Here is a 23,464-nt window from a genome sequence, read left to right as displayed (position 1 = left end):
AATTATCGCCCACTGCCAGCAGTCATGTTCTCCGTCGGTACTTGAACGTTGTTCAGAATATCCTGAATGATACGTTCTGCCATTCCTTCCTGCTGGCGCATCCGATTACGGAACACCAAACGATGTGCAAGTACTGGCTCTGCCAAGCCTTTGATATCGTCTGGTAGAACGTAATCTCTGCCATGCAAAGCAGCCCATGCTTGGCTCGCCTTAAGTAGAGCCTGCGCTCCTCGAGGACTAACGCCTAGAGACAGCTCTGGATGCTTGCGAGTTTCTTCTGTGAGCTGAATGATATACGTCAGCAGATCCTCATCGATCTGTACAGACTTATAGGTCTGTTGGGCTTCAAGTAGCTGCTCTCGCGTGATAATACTCGATAGATCAGCCACGGAGCGGCTTGCCACAGTACGTCTCAAAATCTCTACGCTCTCACCTTCGGTTGGGTAGCCCATACGAATCTTCATCATAAATCGATCCATCTGCGCTTCTGGCAGAGGAAAGGTTCCTTGGTTATCAATCGGATTTTGCGTCGCAATGACTATAAACGGGTGTTCAAGCTGCCTTGTGGAACCATCAATACTAATCTGCCTTTCCTCCATACACTCCAATAAGCTGGACTGGGTTCGCGGCGTAGCCCGATTGATCTCATCCGCAAGAACAAGGTTGGCAAACAGTGGACCTGGTCTGAACTCGAAATCTCCTGTTTTCTGGTTGAAGAAATGAATACCTGTGAGATCTGACGGTAGCAAATCCGGTGTGAACTGGATGCGTTGGAACGTACAATCGAGCGAAGCAGCTACTGACTTGGCTAGCATTGTTTTACCTGTACCTGGTACATCTTCAAGTAAGACATGACCTGAGGCAATAATGGCCGTTAACACCAGCTCCATCGTATTCTCTTTCCCTACAATCACCTGGCCCACATGATTCAACAGTTGTTTGTTCATCTGCTCCATTCCTTGAATATCCATTCGCAATTCACCTTTCCTTCCATAAACTACATTTATGTATTCGCATTCATTTTAACTATAACCCTATTTAGTTTAACAAAAAACAACAGGAATCGGCTAATTGACCAATTCCTGTTCGTTGTTTACGCCTTTGAAGTTACACAAGGGGGAGCATAATTCTAAATTGTGTGCCTTCCCCTTTTTTGCTATCCACAGAGATCGTGCCTCCATGATTCTTAATAATGCGATAACTGACAGACAACCCAAGTCCTGTGCCGCTTTCTTTTGTGGTAAAGAACGGATCGAACAAACGTACAAGCGTATTGTGATCCATTCCATGACCGTTATCCACGATAGAGATCTGAACAAATCTATTTTCCGTGCTGGTGGATATTCGAATTAAGCCAGCATGTTCTTCACCCACATCTTCAATTGCATCCATTGCATTTTTGACCATATTTAAAATAACCTGTTTAATCTGTTTCACATCGATCGAAACATTCAATGGCAACTCTGCTTCATCCAGGGTAATCTCGCACCCCTTCATTAAGCCTTCACTTTCAGTCAGCAAGACCACCTCTTTGAGCAAAGAGTCCACAGACATGATGGTTTTCTGGGGCGCTGACGGTTTGGAGGAATTTAGGAATTCGTAGATAATATCGTTGGCTCGATCGATTTCAGTTAGAATGATTCTGGCGTACTCGTCCTTCCCTAATTGCAACAAGTGCGGGCGTAGCAGCTGGATGAATCCCCGAATGGCTGTCAGTGGGTTGCGAATCTCATGAGCAATCGATGCAGAAATTCTCCCCAACATCGCAAGCTTGTCATTTTGATAGGCCGTCTGTTCAATTTGTTTGTAGTCGGATACATCCTTAACACTGAACAGAAAATCTCCATCCATCTGATCTCCATAGGTAACCGTGACCAACCAGTGCCTGCCATACTCATCAATTAGTTCATGATATCGCTTACGATGGAATATGGTTTCCCGATAAATACGTAAAATTTTCTTTTTCTTGAATCGGCTCATCTGGGGAAGATGCATCATTTGCATGAGGGTGCATCCGTTAAGCAGGCTCCGCGGGAGCTCCAACAATTTTGCCATCTGTACGTTAATAAACGTCAACACACCATTGCTGTCAAACAACATAATACCGCTATCCAAATGCTCCAGGACATTCTCATATTTGTTGTTATCCAGGGGTACAGGCGGAAAACCATTCGTTAATTGAGGGACTGTATCCTGAATTTCACTAATCACGTCAGGTTCCTCCTTTTCACGTAAATGATAAACTTGCCATTCGGACATCATATCATCACAGAAACAGGAAGGGCCGATTTAAATTCTCTTTACCGGAGCCCTTTCGTTAGGGGGCTGAGCCGAAAATATGGATGGTGCGTCCGGAACCCAAGCTGGTTTATCTCCGTAACCAACAATCGATCCGGAAAACGATATACGTATGTTCCATTCTGACCTTGTCCTATTCCCATACACGAACACTTTTTGCTCCGCCTCTTTTGCAAGTCTGTTTTTATCATAGACAAGTTTATGGAATGGAGTCAATCGGAGAAAGTGTCGAATGGAAATTTTTTTAAGAAAAACCTCGAAATTGCTACGTTTGAATACACAAAAACGAAGCTGATTCGCAAGCATAGCGAAAAAGCTTCGTTTATTTTAAGATAAAAAGAATGTATAAGTTTTCAGCGGAGCTGAACCATTCAATTATCGCTAGAAAAACTACAACTATTGCCGTCAGTCTTCTGTGAAGGTACGACGATAGACTTTTTTCTTATATTTCTTATAGACGTCGTTCGAGAAATCTCATATTGGATTCGCAGCGGCTTCTCGGTATCAATCTGATTCAACATGTCATGGATTTCAGGCGATAGCATATGCGTCAAAAAGATTTATAAGCCACTTTTATTATGCTGGATTTTGAGTCTGCGCTGACTCATCACGGCTAATCGACGCTTGAGCTCACTTTCCCATTTCTCATCCTTCATTTCCTTCGCAAGTCGAAGCAGATCGAGCGACATATCAATCTGGCGTTGCACAATGACCATGGCATCTTCGCTTTCGCGGTTTACACAATTTTCAAAGATAGCATCTTCGTCTTCTGTGACATAGTCTTGAAAATCAATCTCTGAAGCACCATCTCCATGTGCATACTCAGCAAGAATTTCATATTCATTTTCGACTTTGTAATGTACCTCGACCCGGTGGCATACCGGACAAAACAGCAGGGGAACATTATGAACCTGGGTGCGGTAATGCTTCAGCGTGCCCTTTGTTCCCACCATACTTGCCCCACAACAGTAACTCATTTTTGTTCACCCTCCTTATTACGTGTCGGGATTCAATAGTGTGAAAATCACATCCCGTACACCTGTAGCACTTACCGAAAAGGGAATAGTTCCAACGGATTTCATATGCTTCATTATATGAGAGCAATCATACCGGATAATTTACCGGGTTTCCATACCCTATTCGCCTTTATGCCCTTCAATTCCTCTTTCACGAGGATAAAATACTATCATTCTTATAATACATCATTAACACGTTTCCATGCGAATCTAAACATCTTTGGACAACTCCTTTTTCGATCCGGGAAAAAGGGTGCAAAAAGCCCTCAATCCCGTGTGGGATGAGGGCTTGAACCTGATGCGTTCAAGTTAATTCTGGCTTACAGGTTGTTGTCGCCTGGTTTCCAGTTCATTGCACACAATCCGCCGGATTGCAGTGCTTGCAGTACACGAAGTGTTTCTTCAACACTACGGCCTACATCATTGTGGTTAACTACTTGGTATTTCAATTCGCCTTCTGGATCGATGATGAACAAGCCGCGCAATGCAACGCCTTCTTCTTCGATCAGAACGCCGTAATCTTTAGCCACTTGCTTCGTGATATCAGAAGCGAGCGGGAAGTTCAATTGACCCAGACCATTGCTGTCTACAGGTGTGTTGATCCAAGCTTTGTGGCTGTGTACAGAGTCCACGCTCACGCCGAGGATTTCAGTATCCAAAGCTTTGAATTGCTCTGCAGCAACGCTCAAAGCTGTAATTTCAGTTGGGCACACAAATGTGAAGTCCAAAGGATAAAAGAAGAATACGAGCCATTTGCCACGGTAATCGGACAGCTTCACGGAACCGAAATCTTGTCCGTCTCCTGATACTGTTTCCATTGCGAAATCTGGTGCTGGTCTACCAACCAAACGTTCTGCCATAACTAAAAATTCCTCCTTTGGGATTATGTAAGCATCCATATGGATTGCTCATCATCAGGTAGAAACGCAAGCGTCTCTCCTGTCATTAAATGAATTTGATACTTGATAACAAGTACAAGTAAAATGTTATCATCCGGACTTCTCAAAGTCAAGATTATAAACGTTATTTTTTTATAATTATTATAAATAAGGATTTTTCGTGCCAAAATCTCAATGAGCGTGTTCAATAAGTACGAACGCCGTCAGGCATCCTTCGTAATCAAAAGTGAACCTTTTGAACAACGTCATAAAGGAACAGCCCTCTGTATCTTCCATAATAGAAGACAAAGGGCTGTCATGTTGCTCGTATAATTACGCCTGTTTCTGGATCGCTGCGACGATCAAGTCGCCCATCTCCGTTGTACTGATCGCTGTGCTCTTATCTACAGCAATATCGCTAGTACGATGTCCTGCGTTCAGCACATTCGATACAGCTGCTTCAATCGCGTCTGCTCCTTCAGCATATCCAAAGGTTGTACGGAACATCAGAGCAAGTGATAGAATCGTTGCAATTGGATTCGCCAAACCTTGACCCGCAATATCCGGTGCAGAACCGTGTACCGGTTCATACAGACCAAAGCTGCCTTCTCCAAGAGATGCAGATGCGAGCATACCGATCGAGCCTGTCAGCATTGCTGCTTCATCACTCAAAATATCGCCAAACATATTTTCCGTTACAATCACGTCAAAGCTAGCTGGGCGACGGAGCAACTGCATTGCACAGTTGTCAACAAGTACATGTTCCACTTCAACGTCCGGATAATCCGGTGCTACCCGGTTAACGACCTCACGCCAGAGGCGGGATGTTTCCAGTACGTTCGCTTTGTCTACGGAAGCGAGTTTTTTGCGACGGCCTTGAGCAATTTCGAATGCTTGACGAACGATGCGCTCCACTTCCGTTACATTATATACGCAAGTGTCTACAGCTTCTTCCCCTTGTGAGCCTTCACGTCTGAATTTCTCGCCGAAATAAATTCCGCCAGTCAGCTCCCGTACAACCATGAGATCCGTACCTTCCAGCACTTCCGGTTTCAGTGTAGATGCGTCTTTCAAGCAATCAAATACAACTGCCGGGCGTAGATTGGAGAAAAGCCCAAGTGCTTTACGAATACCAAGCAGACCCGTTTCAGGACGCAACTCCTTGCTATTATTATCCCATTTAGGACCGCCTACAGCTCCAAGCAGTACTGCGTCAGCACTTTTACATACCGTCAACGTTTCTTCAGGAAGCGGTGTACCCTTCTCATCAATGGCAATTCCGCCAAATAAAGCATGTTCTGTTTCAAAACGATAACCGAATACTTCCTCTGTGCGTTTAAGTACTTTTTCAGCCTCAGCTACGACTTCTGGTCCGATTCCATCTCCAGCAATGACTGCAATTTTTTTCACTTCTGCCATGGGTTGTCCACTCCTTGTATCGATTCATTATAACTATTCACGAAGTAACGCTCTCATATTAACTCTCTCTTTTGTATCATATTTTGAGGTCATTTGACCAAGATATACAATCTATGACTTTAATAGATTTTACCTATAAGCAGTCCAATCTTAACGTATATAAGTTGTTCCGCTTCTCTCCATAAGGTAAAATATAGCTGAATTCAAATCAGGTACGCAGGAGGGATATTCACCATGCAATATTCGTATTTGGGTAAATCCGGTCTCAAGGTTAGTCGCATTTGTCTCGGTACCATGAATTTTGGACCCATCACAGACGAGAAAGAAGCCTTTCGCATTATGGATGCCGCGCTGGATGCAGGAGTGAATTTTTTTGATACCGCTAACATTTATGGCTGGCGTGAGAATTCGGGTCTGACAGAAGAGATTATTGGCCGTTGGTTCAGCCAAGGTGGCGGCAGACGTGAGAAGGTTGTACTTGCAACCAAAGTCTACGGCTCCATGCATGATGAGAACGATGGTCCCAACAATGAGGCTGGGCTATCCGCATATAAAATTAGACGTCATCTGGAAGGTTCCCTGCGCCGCCTGCAAACAGATCACATTGAACTGTATCAAATGCACCATGTTGATCCTGTTGTTACCTGGGACGAGCTATGGCATGCGTTTGAGAACGCCGTGCATCAGGGGAAAATTGGCTATGTAGGTTCAAGTAACTTTGCGGCTTGGCAGATTGCCATTGCACAGAGTGAAGCTAAAAACCGCCATTTCCTTGGTCTCGTTTCTGAACAGCATAAGTATAGCCTCAATTGTCGTTTACCTGAGCTCGAGGTTCTTCCAGCCGCTAAAGAATTAGGCTTAGGGGTCATTCCATGGAGTCCGCTGGATGGTGGATTGCTCGGACGTAACGCTCTCCAGAAGCTTGAAGGAACGCGTAGTGGCGGAATCTCTGAACGGATCGAACGTCAGCAATCCCAACTTGAGCAATTTGCGGCGTTGTGTCGTGAACTTGGTGAGCCACAAGATACAGTAGCCCTTGCTTGGGTAGCTGCGAATCCAGCAGTTACAGCACCTATTATCGGCCCACGTACACTAGAGCAGTTTGAGACTTCGCTCAAATGTCTGGAAGTTACGTTAGATGAGGAAGTTCTTAAGCGCTTAGATGAGATTTTCCCAGGCCCTGGTGGACATGCCCCGAACGCTTATGCGTGGTAATATCTGAATGAAACTGATATCGTACTTCATACCTGAATGAACCAGCAGTTGTACCATCTTATTTATGATGTGAGATAGAATTATAGGATAGCCAAAAAGTCTGACCCTTGTAACAGTAAGGAGGTCAGACTTTTCTGGTTTCACCAACTTATGATTCTCTGTGACTGCACTTTAGCCGCCCATACATTTCATAGCGATTTTACTCAATGCTGGCTGCACAAATATATTACAGATTCACATTTACTCGGTTCGTGTATGTTTTTCGTTTCTCGATCAATTGGTTCACACCATCGACATAGGCACGCGCACTTGCACCCAAAATGTCAGTGCTTACCCCACGTCCCTGTACAGACACTTCATTTTGGGTAAGAACAACATGAACTTCACCCAATGCATCCTTACCATGTGTAACGGATTTGATCGAATAATCGGATAAAGTTACCTCTTCCCCACTAACCAGGTCAATAGCATTGTAGATCGCATCCACAGATCCATTTCCTTCAGCCTGCTGTTCGATCGTCTTACCGTCGAGGGTTGTGATGCGAACTTTCGCTGTCGGAACAGATTCATCCCCGTATGTTACAAAGATGGATTCCAGTTTATACACCTCAGGTGCATCCTGCAATTTCTCTTCAATCAGAGCCAGTAGATCTTCATCCGTAACTTCTTTTTTCTTATCTGCCAGATCTTTGAATTGGCCAAATGCGCGATTCAGCGCTTCTTCCTCCAACTCATAGCCTAGCTCGATCAAACGTTCACGGAATGCATGACGTCCGGAATGTTTACCCAGTACAAGTTTACTTTCCTTGAGACCAATGGTCTCTGGTGTCATAATCTCATACGTAGTTTTCTCTTTCAACATGCCATCCTGGTGGATTCCGGATTCATGTGCGAATGCATTAGCACCAACAATCGCTTTATTTCCAGGCACAACCATACCCGTCAAGCGGCTCACGAGACGACTAGTCCGTGCAATTTCAGACAGTTGAAGTGATGTTTTGGCTTGGAAAAACTCTTGTCGAGTCTCCAGTGCCATCGCAATCTCTTCGATTGCTGTATTGCCCGCACGTTCACCGATTCCGTTAATTGTTCCTTCAATCTGGTCAGCACCATTCAGGATCGCAGCAAGCGTATTGGCTGCAGCCATTCCCAGGTCATTGTGGCAATGAGCACTTAGCTGTACTTTTTCAATCCCATGTACATTCTCTTTGAGATGTTTGAAAATGTTACCGTACTCATAAGGGCTCAGATAACCGACTGTATCTGGAATATTAACAACGGATGCGCCTTCCTCAACTGCCATATTCACCATTTCTACAAGGAAATCGTACTCTGTACGCCCTGCATCCTCCAGAGAGAATTCGATTTTAGAGAACGTTTTCTTCGCATAACGAATTGCAGAACGAGCCGTATCAAGCACCTGCGCTTTGTCCATACGCAGTTTATGTTGACGGTGAATCGGTGACGTCGCCAAGAAGACGTGAATACACGGATCCTGTGCACCTTTCAGCGCTTCTTTTACAGCATCAATATCTTGTTCTCTCGAACGAGAAAGGCCAATTACTGTAATATTTTTCACCGCTTTGGCTACCGCATTCACTGCTGCCAGATCCCCTGGAGAAGCCGCTGGAAAACCTGCTTCCATCCGGTCAATACCAAGCCGTTCCAGCTGGTGTGCAATCTCTACCTTTTCACGAGTGTTTAGGTTAACTCCCGGAGATTGTTCTCCATCACGCAGCGTTGTGTCAAATACATAGATTTTACGCACGCTTCGCACCTCCTTGACTTGATTATTATTCAGGCAATGAGGTTCATTTCATTACCGTCCTTCATAGACGACAACAATTACCTACCTCTTACCTCTTTAAACCAGTAATAGCGGCTCACGCATAAGCACGGCCGCTATCTCCAGTTGAAACTGTGAATTGCTATAATTCCTTAAACGAGATGCTTATTTCTTGATCCAGTGCATCATCTCACGCAATTGTCCGCCAACCACTTCGATTGGGTGTTCAGCTTCATTGCGACGAGTTGCTGTCAAGAATGCGCGTCCGGATTGGTTCTCCAAGATGAAGTCGCGTGCGAATTTACCTTGTTGGATATCCGTCAGTACTTCTTTCATTGCTTTTTTCGTATCTTCAGTTACAACGCGAGGTCCAGTTACATAGTCACCGTATTCTGCTGTATTACTGATGGAATCACGCATACTTGCAAGTCCACCTTCATACATCATGTCAACGATCAATTTCAACTCGTGCAGACACTCGAAATATGCCATTTCAGGAGCATAACCTGCTTCTGTCAACGTTTCGAATCCAGCTTTTACGAGGGCACTTACACCACCACACAGAACCGCTTGCTCACCGAACAGGTCAGTTTCTGTTTCTTCACGGAAGGAAGTTTCGATAACGCCTGCGCGTGTACAACCGATACCTTTTGCATAAGCCAAACCGATGGCTTTTGCATTACCTGTTGCATCTTGCTCAATTGCGATCAGACCAGGTACACCGAATCCTTCTACATAAGTACGACGTACCATGTGGCCAGGGGACTTAGGAGCTACCAGCAATACATCGCTGTTTTTTGGAGCAACGATTTGACCGAAATGAACGTTGAAACCGTGGGAGAAGAGCAATGCAGCGCCTTCTTTGAGGTTTGGTTCGATTTCGTTTTTGTAAACAGAAGCTTGCGTTTCATCCGGCAACAAGATTTGAACGACATCAGCACGGCTAGTTGCTTCAGCCGGGGAAAGAACTTCAAATCCATCATTTTTTGCAGAATCGAAGGATTTACCTTCACGAAGTCCGATGACTACGTTCAATCCGCTATCACGCAAGTTTTGAGCTTGGGCATGGCCCTGGCTACCGTAACCAATTACGGCAATCGTTTTTCCTTTCAATACGCTAAGCTCTGCATCCTGTTCATAATAAGTAGTTACTGGCATGTTTATAAGTCCTCCTTTGTATTGTAAAGAACCCTTCATTAATGAGCGGGTGTCTCAAGGGACCGACACGTTAAGTTGATTTAACGGGGGTTGGTCTGCTGCGATCCGTTCAGACACCCGCTCGTTAATGCGGGTGTGTATTTCTCTTTTCAAGCGTTACATCACTAAAATGTTAAATTGCAGGCAGTGCCAAATTTCGTGTTGCTCTACATTTTCAAAAAAAATTCATAATGATTTATGCGTTTCCTCTTACCAATGCCGTTACACCTGTGCGAGAGAGTTCGCGAATACCGTATGGTTTGAGTAACTCTATCATAGCATCAATTTTGTCCGTATCTCCTACAACCTGTACCATCAGGCTACCAGGTCCGATATCGACAACAGCTGCTCTAAAGGTCTCAACAACACCCATAATCTCCGGTCGTTCGGAAGGTTCTGCTTTTACCTTAATTAATGCAAGCTCACGAGCAACCATAGGTTTCAAACTGAAATCGACAACTTTGATGACATCAATGATTTTGTACAATTGTTTCTCAATTTGTTCCAATGTTTTATCATCACCGATGGTGACAATGACCATCCGGGACAAACCCGGCTCTTCCGATTGACCCACCGTAATACTCTCAATGTTGTAACCGCGTCGACCGAACAAACCCGATACCCGCTGAAGGACGCCCGGCTGATCGTTGACCAAAATCGAAATTGTATGTCTAATCATTTCTCAGCATCCCCCATCAGCATTTGATCGATTGTCGCTCCTTGTGGAACCATTGGATATACGTTTTCTTCCTTACGTACAACAAACTCTACAACGACTGGTCCCGGTGTGTCCAGTGCTTCTTGCCAAGCTCGCTCCGCTTCTTCCTTGTTCGTAGCGCGCAAACCTTTAACACCGTAGGCTTCTGCCAATTTAACAAAATCAGGGCTGCCCGCCAAATCAATGTGACTATAGCGATTCTCATAGATGATTTCTTGCCACTGACGTACCATTCCCAGTACTTGGTTGTTAATAATAACAATTTTCACTGGAATGTTGTTAATTGCACAGATTGCAAGCTCTTGAGAACACATCTGCATACCACCATCACCGTTAATGGAGATAACCAGTCTGTCTGGATTCGCCATTTGAGCACCGATTGCTGAAGGGAATCCGAAGCCCATTGTTCCCAAACCACCTGAAGTTACCCAAGAACGCGGCTGATTGAATTTGTAATATTGAGCTGCCCACATCTGGTGCTGTCCAACATCCGTCGTTACAATTGCCTCGCCTTTCGTTGTATCGTTTAACAACTCTACAACCCATTGCGGTTTCAATTCTTCATCGGAATCAGTATAGCTGTAAGGCTTCTCTTGTTTCCATTGCTTGATCTGATCTCTCCATGCATCGGCACGCTCGGCACGCTGCACTTCTTTATTCGCAATTTCCAGCACGGTCTTCACATCACCAACAATTGGAATATCCGTTGCAATGTTTTTACCAATTTCGGCTGGATCGATATCGATGTGTACAATTTTGGCGTGTGGCGCAAAACCGTCCAGTTTACCCGTTACCCGGTCATCGAAACGCGCTCCGATATTGATTAACAAATCTGATTGTTGAATAGCCAGATTCGAAGTATACGTGCCATGCATACCTGGCATCCCTGTCCACAATTCGTGTCCACTTGGGAATGCGCCTAAGCCAAGCAAAGTTGTTGTAATCGGAATACCTGTCTTCTCAACGAATTCGAAGAGTGCTTCGTGTCCACCAGAGTAAACAACGCCACCACCTGCGAGAATCATTGGACGCTCTGCCTCTTGAATGGCTTGTGCCAAGCGATCAACTTGCAGTTTGTTCGGTACAGTACGAGGATTATACCCTCTAAGCACAACTGGCTCAGTACTTGGCTCGAACAATGTTTTGTTAGCAGATACATCTTTCGGAATGTCGATCAGAACCGGGCCTTTACGACCTGTATTAGCGATGTGGAATGCCTCGTGAATGACACGTGGTAGATCCTTAACATCTTTTACCAAGTAACTGTGTTTCGTAATTGGCATTGTAATACCCGTGATGTCTGCTTCTTGGAAAGCATCCGAGCCGATCAGGCTGGAGACAACGTTACCTGTAATCACAACGAGAGGAACGGAGTCCATATACGCTGTCGCGATTCCAGTAACCAGATTGGTTGCTCCTGGTCCGGAAGTGGCGATACATACGCCTACCTTACCACTCGCACGTGCATATCCGTCAGCCGCATGAATGGCACCTTGTTCGTGACGAGTTAATACATGCTTGAAATCCTCGAAACCATACATTGCGTCATAGATATAAAGTACTGCACCCCCAGGGTAACCGAAGACACAATCTACACCTTCCAGCAACAAGCTTCTCAGCAAAATCTCGGAACCGCTAATGACCTCCGGCTTCATCCATTTTTCACGTAATTCATCTGTTGACCGTACTTCTGGAATTTGAGCACCCATTAGTCATCCTCCTCTCGAAATTCACACCATTCTGACATTAGAAGTTACAAAAAAAACCTTCCATCCCCTGCAAACAAGTTCATGCTTGCGAGGGACGAAAGGTTGTCGCTTCCGTGGTACCACCCAACTTTGTCCGAAATTTCGCAATAACGGACCTTACCAGGTACAAAAAACAATAGTCCTAACGGACATATCCGTTATCTATACCTGTTGTCTGTAACGCAGACATACGATTTTCCCTAATAACCAGTTGGAGTGACATCCAATGCTTTTCAGGAAAACAGCTCCGAGGTGAGCTCGTATATAAGGGATAATGGTGGTGGTTTCAGCAGATCCAGCCACTCTCTGAGCAAAAGAGCCCTTAAAACTTCGTCCTCTTCATAGCCGATGAAATATTCTCGTTAAATGTTAGGAACATTATATGATTCTACTGAGCGATAAGTCAATACCTGTTTTTGATAAAAATTTTAAACGCATTCACTTTTCATCTTCAATGACTAATGTAACCCAAACCTACTACTCTCATTCAGTCACCTTTTATCTTACTCCAGGCATAGGATACACAAGCAGCATGACTGGTTAAGAGAGGAGGCTCCCTATGGTAATTCGGCAACGTAAATCTAAGCTGGATGACACTGCCATTATGAGACTGATTGATTCTCAACTTGTTCCCCTTTCTCATATGAGTGAAAGTGAAATCAATAAAATTCGCAAAGAAATACCCCTGCGAATGAACAGGGGCATGACCTTTGTTGTCTCATCGGAGCCTGACCAAGAAGCGGTCGCATTCATCCATTTTCTTATGCATGGTGAACTTCTATACGTAGATATGATGGCTGTTACCACGAAAGAGCAGCGAAAACGCTACGGACAGAGCTTGTTACTCAAAGCCGAGCAATTCGCTGCATCAAGAGGCTGCAAAAGATCCAAGGTTATGGTCGATGAAGGAAACATCAAAGGTCTACAATTTTATCAAAAAAATGGCTATAGCACGATTCGCTATATTATGATTAGCCGCTGTTATGAAATGGAAAAAAGAATTGGATTACACTAAAAATGTGTAGTTCTTAAAAGAAACCTGGTGGACGTGGTCCTGGTCCATATGGTCCAAATCCAGAACCTGGTCCGTATCCTGGACCCGGTTTCGGGCCTGGTCCGTAGCCAGGGCCGTACCCAGGACCATAACCGCCTCCGAAACCTGGGCCTGGCCCGTAAGCATAAGGTAAAGTCGCGATGGCGAGCAGATCAAATAAAACAAGTGGCAGAATCGCCTTTGTACGTACCTTTTTCCCATCCAGTCGCTTCAAAACCAATTTATTTCCCGACACTTTCAACAGCTTACCAGTAACTCGGGTACCATCCTTTTTAACGGCAACAATATTTTTGCCTATGAGTTTCATCGCCGCATGACGCGTAACATGTTGTTTCATACTTTTCCCTCCTCCTCGCATCGTTCAGAACAGTGTATTCGTCCATCACTCACTTCGCCTGTTTCTTTGTCCCTACCAGGAAATATGGGTTCAAAGCCTAAACCTAGAGTATTGGAGAATATGTTCTGTTACAGAAAAAAAAAGACCCGCACAAAGCGGATCTTTTTCTTCCAATGCCATTTGAAGTTGTTTGACACATTGTATTTCTTTACCTTTTCCCTGGATCGTATGCCTCTCCGAGTGCAGACGGAGCAGAAGAACGCCCAACGGCTACAACAAGCACAATGATCGTGAGTAGATAAGGCAACATGAAAATAATTTCCTGGGGAATACTTTGAGACCAATCAAACAATTGCACATAGTTCCGAATCGCTTGTGAGAATCCGAAGAACAACGCTGCGATGAACGCACCAATCGGGTTCCACTTACCAAAGATCATTGCCGCAATTGCGATAAAGCCTTGTCCAGAAACTGTGTTATGTGAGAATGTTCCTGTTGTCGTTAGTGTAATGGCAGCTCCACCAATTGCTGCGAGCGCACCACTGATCATTACGCCAACATAACGATATCTTAATACCTTAACACCTACTGTATCTGCAGCACTTGGATGTTCCCCTACCGAACGGAGACGCAGACCAAATGGTGTTTTGTACATGATGTAATACGTCACAAATACAAATGCAATCGCCAGGTAAGTCGTTGGGTATACGTTCTTGAACAGAGCTTCTCCAAGCAAAGGAATATCTTGTAACAGCGGCACATTGAATTTGCTAAATCCTTGTACGAGCGGGGAATCCCCTGAACCTTCGAACAACAATTTTACCAAATACAGTGTGCTACCTGCCGCCAAAAAGTTAATTACGATACCACTAATAATTTGGTCGGCCTTAAACGTGATTGAAGCAACCGCATGAATAAGCGATACAACTACGCCAAGTACAATGGCAAGGAGAACACCCATCCAAGCTGATGTTGTTCCATCCATACCTGCTTCTTGAGCATAGTGCGCACCAATCCCCGCTGCAAACGCTCCGAATACCATGAAACCTTCAAGACCCAGGTTTGTTACACCGGATTTCTCTGAGAAAATACCGCCCAAGGATGCAAAAATCAATGCCGTGGCAAAGACAAGCGTCGTATTGATAATTTGCCCGATTGTCAACAAGTCCATCTACAACACCTTCTCTTTCTTGCGCTTGGAATAGAACGGTTTAAGTACCCAGCGCACGATGCCTTGTGCCGCAATGAAGAAGATAATCGAACCGATAACAATCCGAATAATCTCGGGTGGTACATCCGCGGCAAAACTCATTCCCGCAGAACCGTAAGTGAGCGTACCGAACAGCAACGCACCTAGAAGCACACCAAATGGGTGATTCAAACCGATCAAAGCAACCGCGATTCCATCAAAACCTGTTCCCGGTGAACCGGACATAACAGTTTGGTATTGGAATACACCTAGCACTTGGAATGCGCCACCTAAACCAGCAAGCATACCACTAATGAACATTGCTTTGACAATGTTACGGTTGACATGCATACCTGCATATTCAGCTGCATTCGGGTTGTATCCTACAGCACGAATTTCATATCCTTGTTTCGTTTTCCACATGTAAATGTAGAAGAGCACAGCCAGAACAATGGCGATTATCGTCCCCATGTGTACACGAGAGTTACCCATTAATTCAGACAACCACGCGATACTGATGGAAGCTGATTCACCGATATTTTGTGAGCGGTTCTCCCCTGGTTGCAGCAAGAACTGACGCACAATCAAGTTGGCCAGATACAGACCAATCCAGTTCAACATGATACTACTGATAACTTCATTTACGCCACGCTTCGCTTTCAAATAACCTGCAATAGCTGCCCACAGTCCACCAAATACGGCACCTGCGATCAGAGCCAGTGGAGCATGAATGAAGATCGGTAGTCCTGTGAATTTCACACCTACAAACGTTGCTGCTGTCATACCAACGAGGAATTGTCCTTCTCCCCCGATATTAAACAAACCAGCACGTGATGCGAAGGCAAAGGCAAGTCCAGTCATAATGAGCGGAGTCATTTCACGCACAGCTTCACCGAAGTTATACATGTCTCCAAACACCTTTTTGAACAATGCACCATAAGCCTCAACTGGGTTATATCCACCAATCAACATTACGATACCGCCCAGGATCAGACCCATAATAATCGCTACAACAGGTAAAATAAATGAATCACGGGTAAACCATTTTAATACGTTATTCATGCACTGTACCTCTCTTTTGGGTGCTGCCCGCCATCATCAAGCCGAGCTCCCTATCATTGGTTTCTTCTGGCAGCACCTCGCCTACGATCTCTCCCTCATAAATAACAGCAATACGATCGGAGACATTAATAATTTCGTCCAATTCGAAAGAAATCAGCAGCACTGCTTTCCCCTGATCACGCTGTGCAATCAACTGCTTCTGTACAAACTCAATCGCCCCTACATCCAAACCACGAGTAGGCTGAGCAGCAATCAGCAGTTCTGGGTTTTTATCAACCTCACGGGCAATAATGGCCTTTTGTTGATTCCCTCCAGACAGGGAACGTGCTTTAGTCTCAATACTCGGTGTACGCACGTCAAAAGCCTCGACAAGTCGCTTCGCTTGCTTTTTAATCGCATCGAAGTTCAAGAAGCCTCTACGTGTGTATGGCGATTTATAATACGATTCCAGTACGATATTCTCGCTGACTGAAAAATCAAGAACAAGTCCATGTTTGTGCCGATCCTCAGGAATATGAGCTACTCCTGATTCCGAGATGCGTCGTGGAGAAAGATTAGCAAGCTCCTTGCCTTGTAGGCGAATTGAGCCACTCTCTATTTTGCGCAGCCCCGTAAGTGCTTCAATTAACTCACTCTGTCCATTACCATCTACCCCAGCGATACCGACAATCTCTCCTGCACGCACATTGAGGTTCAGTTTATTAAGAACAGGCATGTCCTCTTTGTTTCTAGCCGTCAACTGGCTAACTTCTAAGATGTTAGCACCCGGTGTAGCCGGCTTCTTATCCACTTTGAATGTGACATTACGCCCGACCATTTTCTCAGCGAGTTCATTCGGATTGGTCTCCGCAGTCTTCACTGAATCGATGACTTTACCACGACGAATAATCGTTACGGTATCGGAGATTTCCATAATTTCTTTCAGCTTGTGCGTGATCAAAATAATGGACTTACCTTCAGCTACGAGCTTTTTCATGATGATCATTAATTCTTTGATCTCTTGAGGCGTCAAGACAGCCGTAGGCTCGTCAAAAATCAGAATATCGGCACCACGGTACAATGTTTTCACAATTTCTACCCGTTGCTGCATTCCGACCGAAATATCATGTATTTTGGCATGTGGATTTACTTTCAAGCCATATTGCTCAGATAGGCGCTGCACTTCTGCAGCAGCTTTTTTATAATTAATGTTGAGACCTTTTGTTGGCTCAGATCCCAAAATAATGTTCTCTGTTACCGTGAACGGCTGTACGAGCTTAAAGTGCTGATGCACCATACCGATTCCCAGATCGATGGCCTTATTCGGGCTATCGATGATAACCGGCTTGCCATTCACCTCAATGGAACCTTCATCCGGCTGATAGAGACCAAATACAATATTCATTAATGTTGATTTACCAGCGCCGTTTTCGCCCAGTAGAGCATGAATCTCGCCTTTACGAAGCTGAAGGCTGATGGCGTCGTTGGCAACAATGCCTGGAAAACGCTTCGTGATTTGTTTTAACTCAACGACGGGGGTTGCTGCACCCATGTAATCACCCTTATACCTGATATAGTGTGGTTCCACAAACGTAAGAAAAACGTCTAACGACGTTAATTTAGGAATAATAGCTGCCATTCAAACTGCGATTTCTTACTTAATAAACTTACTTCACTGAGCGTGTGGACAGATGATACTTAGATATAACTACATGTCTCATGACAATCATAAGGCCGGTCAAGACCGGCCTCGATGACTATTCATTTATTCAGGCTTGAAATCAATTACTCAGTAGGTACTTTGATTTCGCCGTTGATGATTTTTTCTTTGTACTCGTCAACTTTAGCAAGTACATCAGCAGGAACGTTAGCAGTAGAAGTATCTGCGATGCCTACACCGTTTTCTTTCAGTGTCAGGTTCTCAGAACCACCAGCGAATGTACCATCAACAACTTCTTGGTTTACGCGTTTAACCGCTTCGTCAACTTTTTTGATCATGGAAGTCAACGTGACTTCATCACCAAACTCAAGAGATTGGTCTTTATCAACACCGATAACCCATACTTCTTGACCTTGTTTCTTACGAGCGCTTGCTTCGTTAAACACACCGTTACCAGTTGCGCCAGAAGCGTGGAAAATGATGTCTACGCCTTCGTTGTAAAGTGTAGCTGCTGCTGCTTTACCAAGGTCAGGTTTATCAAATGCACCTGTGTAGTTAGAAATGAATTGAGCGTCAGGGTTAACTGCTTTAACGCCTTCTCTGAATCCTACTTCAAACTTTTTGATCAGTGGGCTTTCCATACCGCCTACAAAACCAATTTTGTTTGTTTTCGTTGTCAGACCTGCAACAACACCAACCAAGAAAGATCCTTCTTCTTCAGCAAAAGTTACAGACTTAACATTCGGAGAATCCACTACGCTGTCAATGATCGCGAGTTTGGATTCTGGGTTTTGGTCAGCAACGGTTTTGATTGCGTCAGCCAATTGGAAACCAATACCCCAAGTCAGGTCATATCCACCTTTAACGAATTCGTTCAAGTTAGGAATGTACTCTTCATCGGATTTACTTTGCAGGTATTTAACAGCTACACCTGTTTCAGTTTCAGTTGCTTGCAGAGCTTCCCAAGCGGATTGGTTAAAGGACTTATCGTTAACTCCACCTACGTCAGTTACCATACCAATTTTCAAATCGGATTTCGCTTCAGTAGCTTCGCCACCCGTAGTTCCTCCGGCATTTGTTTCTTCTTTTGGTTTGCTTCCGCAACCTGCGAGCATTACGGATACTGCCAGCAACATGACCAAAGACAAGCTGAGCATCTTCTTCATTTTCTTTAGTTCCCCCTTAATGATATATACCTAATTTCTACCTAGGCCAAAATAAATCGGAAGAACAGATGCCAAGCACGGTTTGGTTGTGGAATGTATGCCTAATTCGACATAACAAACACATTCCACCCTTAACTTTACCGGATCATCTGTCGAAAAACCGAACATTATGACTAGAGAGAAAAGTTTAGGACTTGCCTACTAGAGGTGATTATACATTTAACCAGTGTTAAAATCTAGATGTTTCATAACCAAAAACCACTTATTTTTGCACTTTTATTGTTGAAAGCGCTTAAAAATTTAGCAGTTTAACACGCTAACGTTACAACGATGTGATGTTATATAACAAATATATTCCATATTGAGGGTCATCAACTAATAATAAGTCATTTTTATTTGCACTATTTAACGATTCGGGTTTTATGTACTACCATAATGCTCTTATATCCTTTACTGCCATTTTCAGTGTGCCCTTCCTGACAGTTGTATATTCTTCACGCAGAATCTGGCGTGAAAAAAGCCGCCATAGGTACGGCGGCTTGTATAAATATAATTTAGGCGTTGATTTTACCTTTAGCTACAGTAGCCAAAGAGTTGAACGCATTGATGTCGTTAACGGCCAGATCAGCCAACATTTTGCGGTTCATATCTACACCAGCAAGTTTCAAACCATGGATCAGTTTGTTGTAAGACAAACCATTCATACGTGCTGCAGCATTGATACGAACGATCCACAGTCTGCGGAAGTTACGTTTCGTGTTGCGACGGTCACGGTATGCGTATACCAGGGATTTCATTACTTGCTCGTTAGCTGTTTTAAAAATGCGGTGTTTGGAACCGAAATAACCTCTTGCCAGTTTCAAAACCTTTTTATGACGACGACGTACTACAAAACCGCCTTTGACTCTTGCCATATTAAAGAACCTCCCAAATAAATATTAAATGTATCCGTGGTATGTGTACGGCCGTAGCCGATCCCCCATACGGAATGTATTGTACTGAATTAGCCTTTGAGGTTAGCCAAACCTTGTTTCAAACGTCTTACGTCACCTGCAGCCATAACTGGGTTACCATTCAGAACGCGCTTAGCACGTTTTGATTTGTGGGAAAGCAAGTGGTTTTTGTGAGCTTTGTAACGAAGGACTTTACCGGAACCGGTAATTTTGAAGCGTCCTTTCAAACTGCTGTGTGTTTTCATTTTAGGCATTTTGTGTTTCCTCCTTCAATGTTATCAGGCTTTTGGAGCCAGAATCATGATCATACTGCGGCCTTCCAATTTTGGTTGACGCTCAATAGTGCAAAGTTCTTCAACTTCCACCTTAACGCGCTCCAAAATCCGCTGACCAATGGCGGCATGTGCAATTTCACGTCCGCGATAACGAACAGAACATTTCACTTTGTCGCCCTCTTTCAAAAACTTAACTACATTACGAAGCTTCGTTTGATAATCATGCTCCTCAATATTGGAACGGAACCATACTTCTTTAATGTCAACAATTTTCTGGTTCTTACGGGCTTCTTTGTCTTTCTTTTGTTGCTCATAGCGGAATTTGCCATAGTCCATGATGCGACACACCGGCGGTTTAGCCTGTGGTGCCACATTGACCAGATCCAAGTTCAGATCAATCGCCATTTGTAGTGCTTCACGAATCGGCTTGATCCCAATTTGTTCTCCTTCAGCTCCGACAAGGCGTACTTCTTTCGCCCGAATCTCATCATTAATCATGTGATCTTTACTAATAACCGTCCACCTCCAGGTCATTTTCAATACTGTAATACAAAATTAAAAGGGATGCCGGTTAAGCTACCGACATCCCTGTAATCAACACAATTCTTCATGAGTATAAAACTTCATAAATTATTGGGATCGTTGACCAGCCAACAATTGTTGGTCAGGTGAGAAGTCGGACTTCTTCTTGTGATTCCATATCACTATTTGTTTAACGCACTTGAATACTATACCACCTGACGTAGTCATTGTCAACAACTTTACAACTTTAATTTTAAGCCATTGTAAACCCGCTCACTAACTACTCAAGTATAAGATCTATCTGCATTACCCTTGCTTGCTCTGTACCTCATCCAAACGTACAACACGTGTATGTTGAGTGTGGCTCCATTGTTTGTTGTTCTGCGTAAAGAACGCATAGAACGTAATTGGGTACCAAGAGAGCAGGTAGATTGGGAACAACACCAGGTATAGATATACTTTGGCAAAAGTAACCTTCTCCAGCGCCATTGACAGCAAGAACGTCAAAATGTTCAAACCGATTGCTACAAATCCTACCCATAACGGGAAGTACCCATACACATTGGCGATATTCGGGCCATTAAACACCGCTGTATCTACCCACATTACCGCTGTCAGCAAGAAGGTTAGCAATACTACGTATACGTTGGCACCATATACAGCAAGATCGAATTTGACCAAGCTTCTTTCTTTGATACTTTGCCACAGCAACGGGAAGAAATATCTCCGCGCAACAGTAAAGTGACCTTGCATCCAACGAAGACGTTGTCTAGCTGAAGCTTTGAACGTCAACGGTTTCTCATCAAACACCTTAGCGTCATAGTTGAAGACCGGGTAGACATTACGTTGCACACTACGCATCGTAAACTCTAGATCCTCTACCAAGCTCGTTGCACCCCAACCAATTTCCTTCAGCAAATTAGTCTCGAAGCACATCCCTGTACCTCCAAGGAAATTCGCCATGTTCAGGTTGTAACGAGACAACTGCCACAGACGGTTAATGTACCAGTACGATACACCATAAGCTGCTGTAATCCAAGAATCTTCTGGATTCTTCGTATCAATGTAACCTTGGATCACGCGCGCTCCATTACAAAGGTCGTTATTCATCTCAAGCAAAAAGTTACGATCTACCAGGTTATCCGCGTCAAACATAACAACTGCATCGTACTGACGTGGCAATTTCCACAGATATTTGAGCATCCATTCAATGGCATACCCTTTACCTCTGAGATCCGCATTCGTACGAACACATGCGTTCAATCCATGGTCTCTAACAATTTGAGCTGTTCCATCTGTACAGTTGTCACAGATAACAAATACATCGTACAGATCTTCTGGATAATCAAGTTCTTTCAAGTTTTCCATCAATGCACCAATGACCTGTTCCTCATTGTGCGCAGCGACCAGTACAGCAAATGACTTTGTCGCTGGATAATTTTTCTTTTTCTTTTTCTTATACAGACCGAACAGCGAAAACGTGAATTGGTACACAGCTAGCAGTGCAAGTAGCACCTGCAGCGTGACGAATATAGCGTCCAACATCGTTCTCTGTTACCCCCTTTTATTCAAACCCTTTACTAACTTACAAACGTTTCTCTTCCTGCTTCTGCATCTTTATTTTTTTTGTTGTGCAGAATATGACCCTGTTCTTTTGAGTACTACGTGAGTGCTTTGAACAATGTTTCAAACTTGGCTAGAACCTAATTGGCTGCTTTATCGATTTTGGATTCTTTTTAGCCATTTGTCAAAACCGCAATTTCACTTCCTGAAGCAGAAATGTGAACATTAAACGCTAAATTGGCACTCCGCGATACTGTACACTTGCATTCATGCCAGTTATGTCTTATTTTCAGCCGTTTGCTTGTTTTTTATTTCTATAGTCCCTGCTTTTTTTCTTGGATACCTATATAGCTCCAGAGTCTACATATCTAAATAACGCAAACCGAGCCCAAAAAGTTCAACAAAAGTTTAATATAAATCACACAATTCCTTACCTCATTTCAGCAGCATTGAATCATTGTATCTTTTTTGGCTCGTCCAAGTCAAAATGTTAAGTTGGGTTTTCATCCACTCTTTAACATGAATTTTACTTTCTTCACATGTCTTCTTCTTGAAAAGGACAACATTTAAAAATATGATAAACATATCCCTGAAATAACCTACGCTTCTTAAAAAACGGTTATATAGTAATCAGGACAAAAAACCGGAACCAGAACTTACCCGGAAATACTGCCGCCGATTAGGGCGTGTCTGAAAATTCTGAAGGAAGCAGATTTTGCCGAATTTCCGTTCCAAGTTAGGAAGTTTTCCGCTGGCGTGCCGAGGCACGTCAAGGGAAGTGACGCAGCAGAGAGGAAAAGGCGGTCAAAGATGTACTTCAGCAAGTTATGAGACACGTTCTGGGGCGGCCTGACTGGCAGGAGGCCAATATGAGCCGTTTATTTGTTAAGTTTCAAGAGTATGATCGAAATGTGTTTATGTGGATTAATGGTCGACTTCATAATCGTTTTATGAATTTTTGGCTCTATTACTTCACCCATCTGGGCGGGGCGACATCATCCATCGCCATTTCACTGTTGATATGGTTGCTCGCACCGGCTCCATGGAATACAACAGGACTTCAAGCCTGTGTAGCTCTAGCAGTTAGCCATATTCCCGTGGCTATCGCCAAGAAGCTGTATCCTCGTATACGGCCTTATCTTGCATTACCAGACACGATTACGTTTCGTAATCCTTTGACGGATCATTCATTCCCATCTGGACACACCACCGCGATCTTTTCGGTTACCGTGCCATTTATGACGATGGATCCATTTCTTCTGAGCGTATTACTGCCTGTAGCGCTTGTTGTCGGATTCTCCCGAATATACTTGGGGTTGCATTATCCTTCTGATGTCCTTGCTGGTGCTACAATCGGTACTTTGGTCGCACTCGCGACAGTTGCATTCTGGACTTAAAGTCGATATGTTAGACGAAGGAAAACCTAGCA

21 protein-coding genes are annotated in these 23,464 nt (G+C 44.0%); 3 read left to right on the top strand and 18 right to left on the bottom strand.

Annotation, left to right across the window (positions count from 1 at the left end):
* Positions 1–2 precede the first annotated feature (2 nt).
* The 5 genes from V6W81_RS08485 to leuB all read right to left on the bottom strand — a co-directional run bounded on the left by V6W81_RS08485 (position 3) and on the right by leuB (position 5,611).
* Positions 3–971 carry an AAA family ATPase gene (locus V6W81_RS08485; RefSeq protein ID WP_145047988.1) on the bottom strand — a complete coding sequence of 323 codons (969 nt, stop codon included), beginning with the start codon at positions 969–971 and terminating at the stop codon, positions 3–5.
* 136 nt (positions 972–1,107) lie between these two features.
* Positions 1,108–2,211: a PAS domain-containing sensor histidine kinase gene (locus V6W81_RS08480; RefSeq protein ID WP_145047989.1), complete on the bottom strand. Its 1,104-nt coding sequence runs from the start codon at positions 2,209–2,211 to the stop codon at positions 1,108–1,110.
* Between the two features lie 647 nt (positions 2,212–2,858).
* Positions 2,859–3,275: a hypothetical protein gene (locus V6W81_RS08475; protein ID WP_024628323.1), complete on the bottom strand. Its 417-nt coding sequence runs from the start codon at positions 3,273–3,275 to the stop codon at positions 2,859–2,861.
* Between the two features lie 359 nt (positions 3,276–3,634).
* Positions 3,635–4,174: a peroxiredoxin gene (locus V6W81_RS08470; RefSeq protein WP_128101064.1), complete on the bottom strand. Its 540-nt coding sequence runs from the start codon at positions 4,172–4,174 to the stop codon at positions 3,635–3,637.
* Positions 4,175–4,525: 351 nt separating this feature from the next.
* Complete coding sequence (gene leuB / locus V6W81_RS08465; protein WP_056698648.1) at positions 4,526–5,611, bottom strand: 3-isopropylmalate dehydrogenase; 1,086 nt, start codon at positions 5,609–5,611, stop codon at positions 4,526–4,528.
* A 234-nt stretch (positions 5,612–5,845) separates the two neighbouring features.
* Between leuB and V6W81_RS08460 the strand changes: the two genes are divergently transcribed.
* Positions 5,846–6,826 (top strand): aldo/keto reductase, encoded by a 981-nt coding sequence (locus V6W81_RS08460; RefSeq protein ID WP_145047990.1) that lies wholly within the window; start codon positions 5,846–5,848, stop codon positions 6,824–6,826.
* A gap of 226 nt (positions 6,827–7,052) precedes the next feature.
* On the opposite strand, the gene V6W81_RS08455 is transcribed toward V6W81_RS08460, so the two are convergent.
* From V6W81_RS08455 to ilvB, 4 genes are all read right to left on the bottom strand, one after another.
* Positions 7,053–8,594 (bottom strand): 2-isopropylmalate synthase, encoded by a 1,542-nt coding sequence (locus tag V6W81_RS08455; protein ID WP_338542637.1) that lies wholly within the window; start codon positions 8,592–8,594, stop codon positions 7,053–7,055.
* Positions 8,595–8,777: 183 nt separating this feature from the next.
* Complete coding sequence (gene ilvC, locus V6W81_RS08450; protein ID WP_145047992.1) at positions 8,778–9,770, bottom strand: ketol-acid reductoisomerase; 993 nt, start codon at positions 9,768–9,770, stop codon at positions 8,778–8,780.
* A 235-nt stretch (positions 9,771–10,005) separates the two neighbouring features.
* A complete protein-coding gene (ilvN, locus tag V6W81_RS08445) occupies positions 10,006–10,488 on the bottom strand; it encodes an acetolactate synthase small subunit (RefSeq protein WP_128101061.1) in 483 nt (160 codons plus the stop codon).
* Entirely contained in the window at positions 10,485–12,236 is a 1,752-nt protein-coding gene (gene ilvB, locus V6W81_RS08440) for a biosynthetic-type acetolactate synthase large subunit (RefSeq protein WP_056698665.1), read from the bottom strand. The genes ilvN and ilvB overlap by 4 nt, the downstream gene beginning before the upstream one ends.
* A gap of 598 nt (positions 12,237–12,834) precedes the next feature.
* Between ilvB and V6W81_RS08435 the strand changes: the two genes are divergently transcribed.
* Positions 12,835–13,290, top strand: a complete 456-nt coding sequence (locus V6W81_RS08435; RefSeq protein WP_145047993.1) for a GNAT family N-acetyltransferase — start codon at positions 12,835–12,837, stop codon at positions 13,288–13,290.
* A gap of 13 nt (positions 13,291–13,303) precedes the next feature.
* Here the strand turns inward: V6W81_RS08435 and V6W81_RS08430 are convergent, their stop codons facing one another.
* From V6W81_RS08430 to V6W81_RS08390, 9 genes are all read right to left on the bottom strand, one after another.
* Positions 13,304–13,666 (bottom strand): hypothetical protein, encoded by a 363-nt coding sequence (locus V6W81_RS08430; protein ID WP_338542634.1) that lies wholly within the window; start codon positions 13,664–13,666, stop codon positions 13,304–13,306.
* 208 nt (positions 13,667–13,874) lie between these two features.
* On the bottom strand, positions 13,875–14,837 hold the full coding sequence (locus V6W81_RS08425; protein WP_128101057.1) for an ABC transporter permease: 963 nt from the start codon (positions 14,835–14,837) through the stop codon (positions 13,875–13,877).
* Positions 14,838–15,917 (bottom strand): ABC transporter permease, encoded by a 1,080-nt coding sequence (locus tag V6W81_RS08420; protein ID WP_145047995.1) that lies wholly within the window; start codon positions 15,915–15,917, stop codon positions 14,838–14,840.
* Positions 15,910–17,448, bottom strand: coding sequence for an ABC transporter ATP-binding protein (locus V6W81_RS08415; RefSeq protein WP_056698682.1), 1,539 nt, complete (start codon positions 17,446–17,448; stop codon positions 15,910–15,912). The genes V6W81_RS08420 and V6W81_RS08415 overlap by 8 nt, the downstream gene beginning before the upstream one ends.
* Before the next feature lie 233 nt (positions 17,449–17,681).
* Complete coding sequence (locus V6W81_RS08410) at positions 17,682–18,722, bottom strand: BMP family lipoprotein (protein ID WP_338542633.1); 1,041 nt, start codon at positions 18,720–18,722, stop codon at positions 17,682–17,684.
* Between the two features lie 554 nt (positions 18,723–19,276).
* Complete coding sequence (gene rplT / locus V6W81_RS08405; protein ID WP_017689664.1) at positions 19,277–19,636, bottom strand: 50S ribosomal protein L20; 360 nt, start codon at positions 19,634–19,636, stop codon at positions 19,277–19,279.
* 89 nt (positions 19,637–19,725) lie between these two features.
* Entirely contained in the window at positions 19,726–19,929 is a 204-nt protein-coding gene (rpmI, locus tag V6W81_RS08400) for a 50S ribosomal protein L35 (RefSeq protein ID WP_017689665.1), read from the bottom strand.
* Between the two features lie 24 nt (positions 19,930–19,953).
* Positions 19,954–20,448 carry a translation initiation factor IF-3 gene (gene infC, locus V6W81_RS08395; protein ID WP_145048133.1) on the bottom strand — a complete coding sequence of 165 codons (495 nt, stop codon included), beginning with the start codon at positions 20,446–20,448 and terminating at the stop codon, positions 19,954–19,956.
* A 330-nt stretch (positions 20,449–20,778) separates the two neighbouring features.
* Positions 20,779–22,017 carry a glycosyltransferase family 2 protein gene (locus V6W81_RS08390; protein WP_307215541.1) on the bottom strand — a complete coding sequence of 413 codons (1,239 nt, stop codon included), beginning with the start codon at positions 22,015–22,017 and terminating at the stop codon, positions 20,779–20,781.
* A gap of 887 nt (positions 22,018–22,904) precedes the next feature.
* Here V6W81_RS08390 and V6W81_RS08385 point away from each other — a divergent pair.
* On the top strand, positions 22,905–23,432 hold the full coding sequence (locus V6W81_RS08385; protein ID WP_056698698.1) for a phosphatase PAP2 family protein: 528 nt from the start codon (positions 22,905–22,907) through the stop codon (positions 23,430–23,432).
* The last annotated feature ends 32 nt before the right edge of the window (positions 23,433–23,464 follow it).

This window comes from Paenibacillus tundrae (assembly GCF_036884255.1).
Lineage (GTDB): Bacteria > Bacillota > Bacilli > Paenibacillales > Paenibacillaceae > Paenibacillus.
Note: the sequence above shows the minus strand (reverse complement) of the source record. Positions and strands in the feature narration are given on the sequence as shown.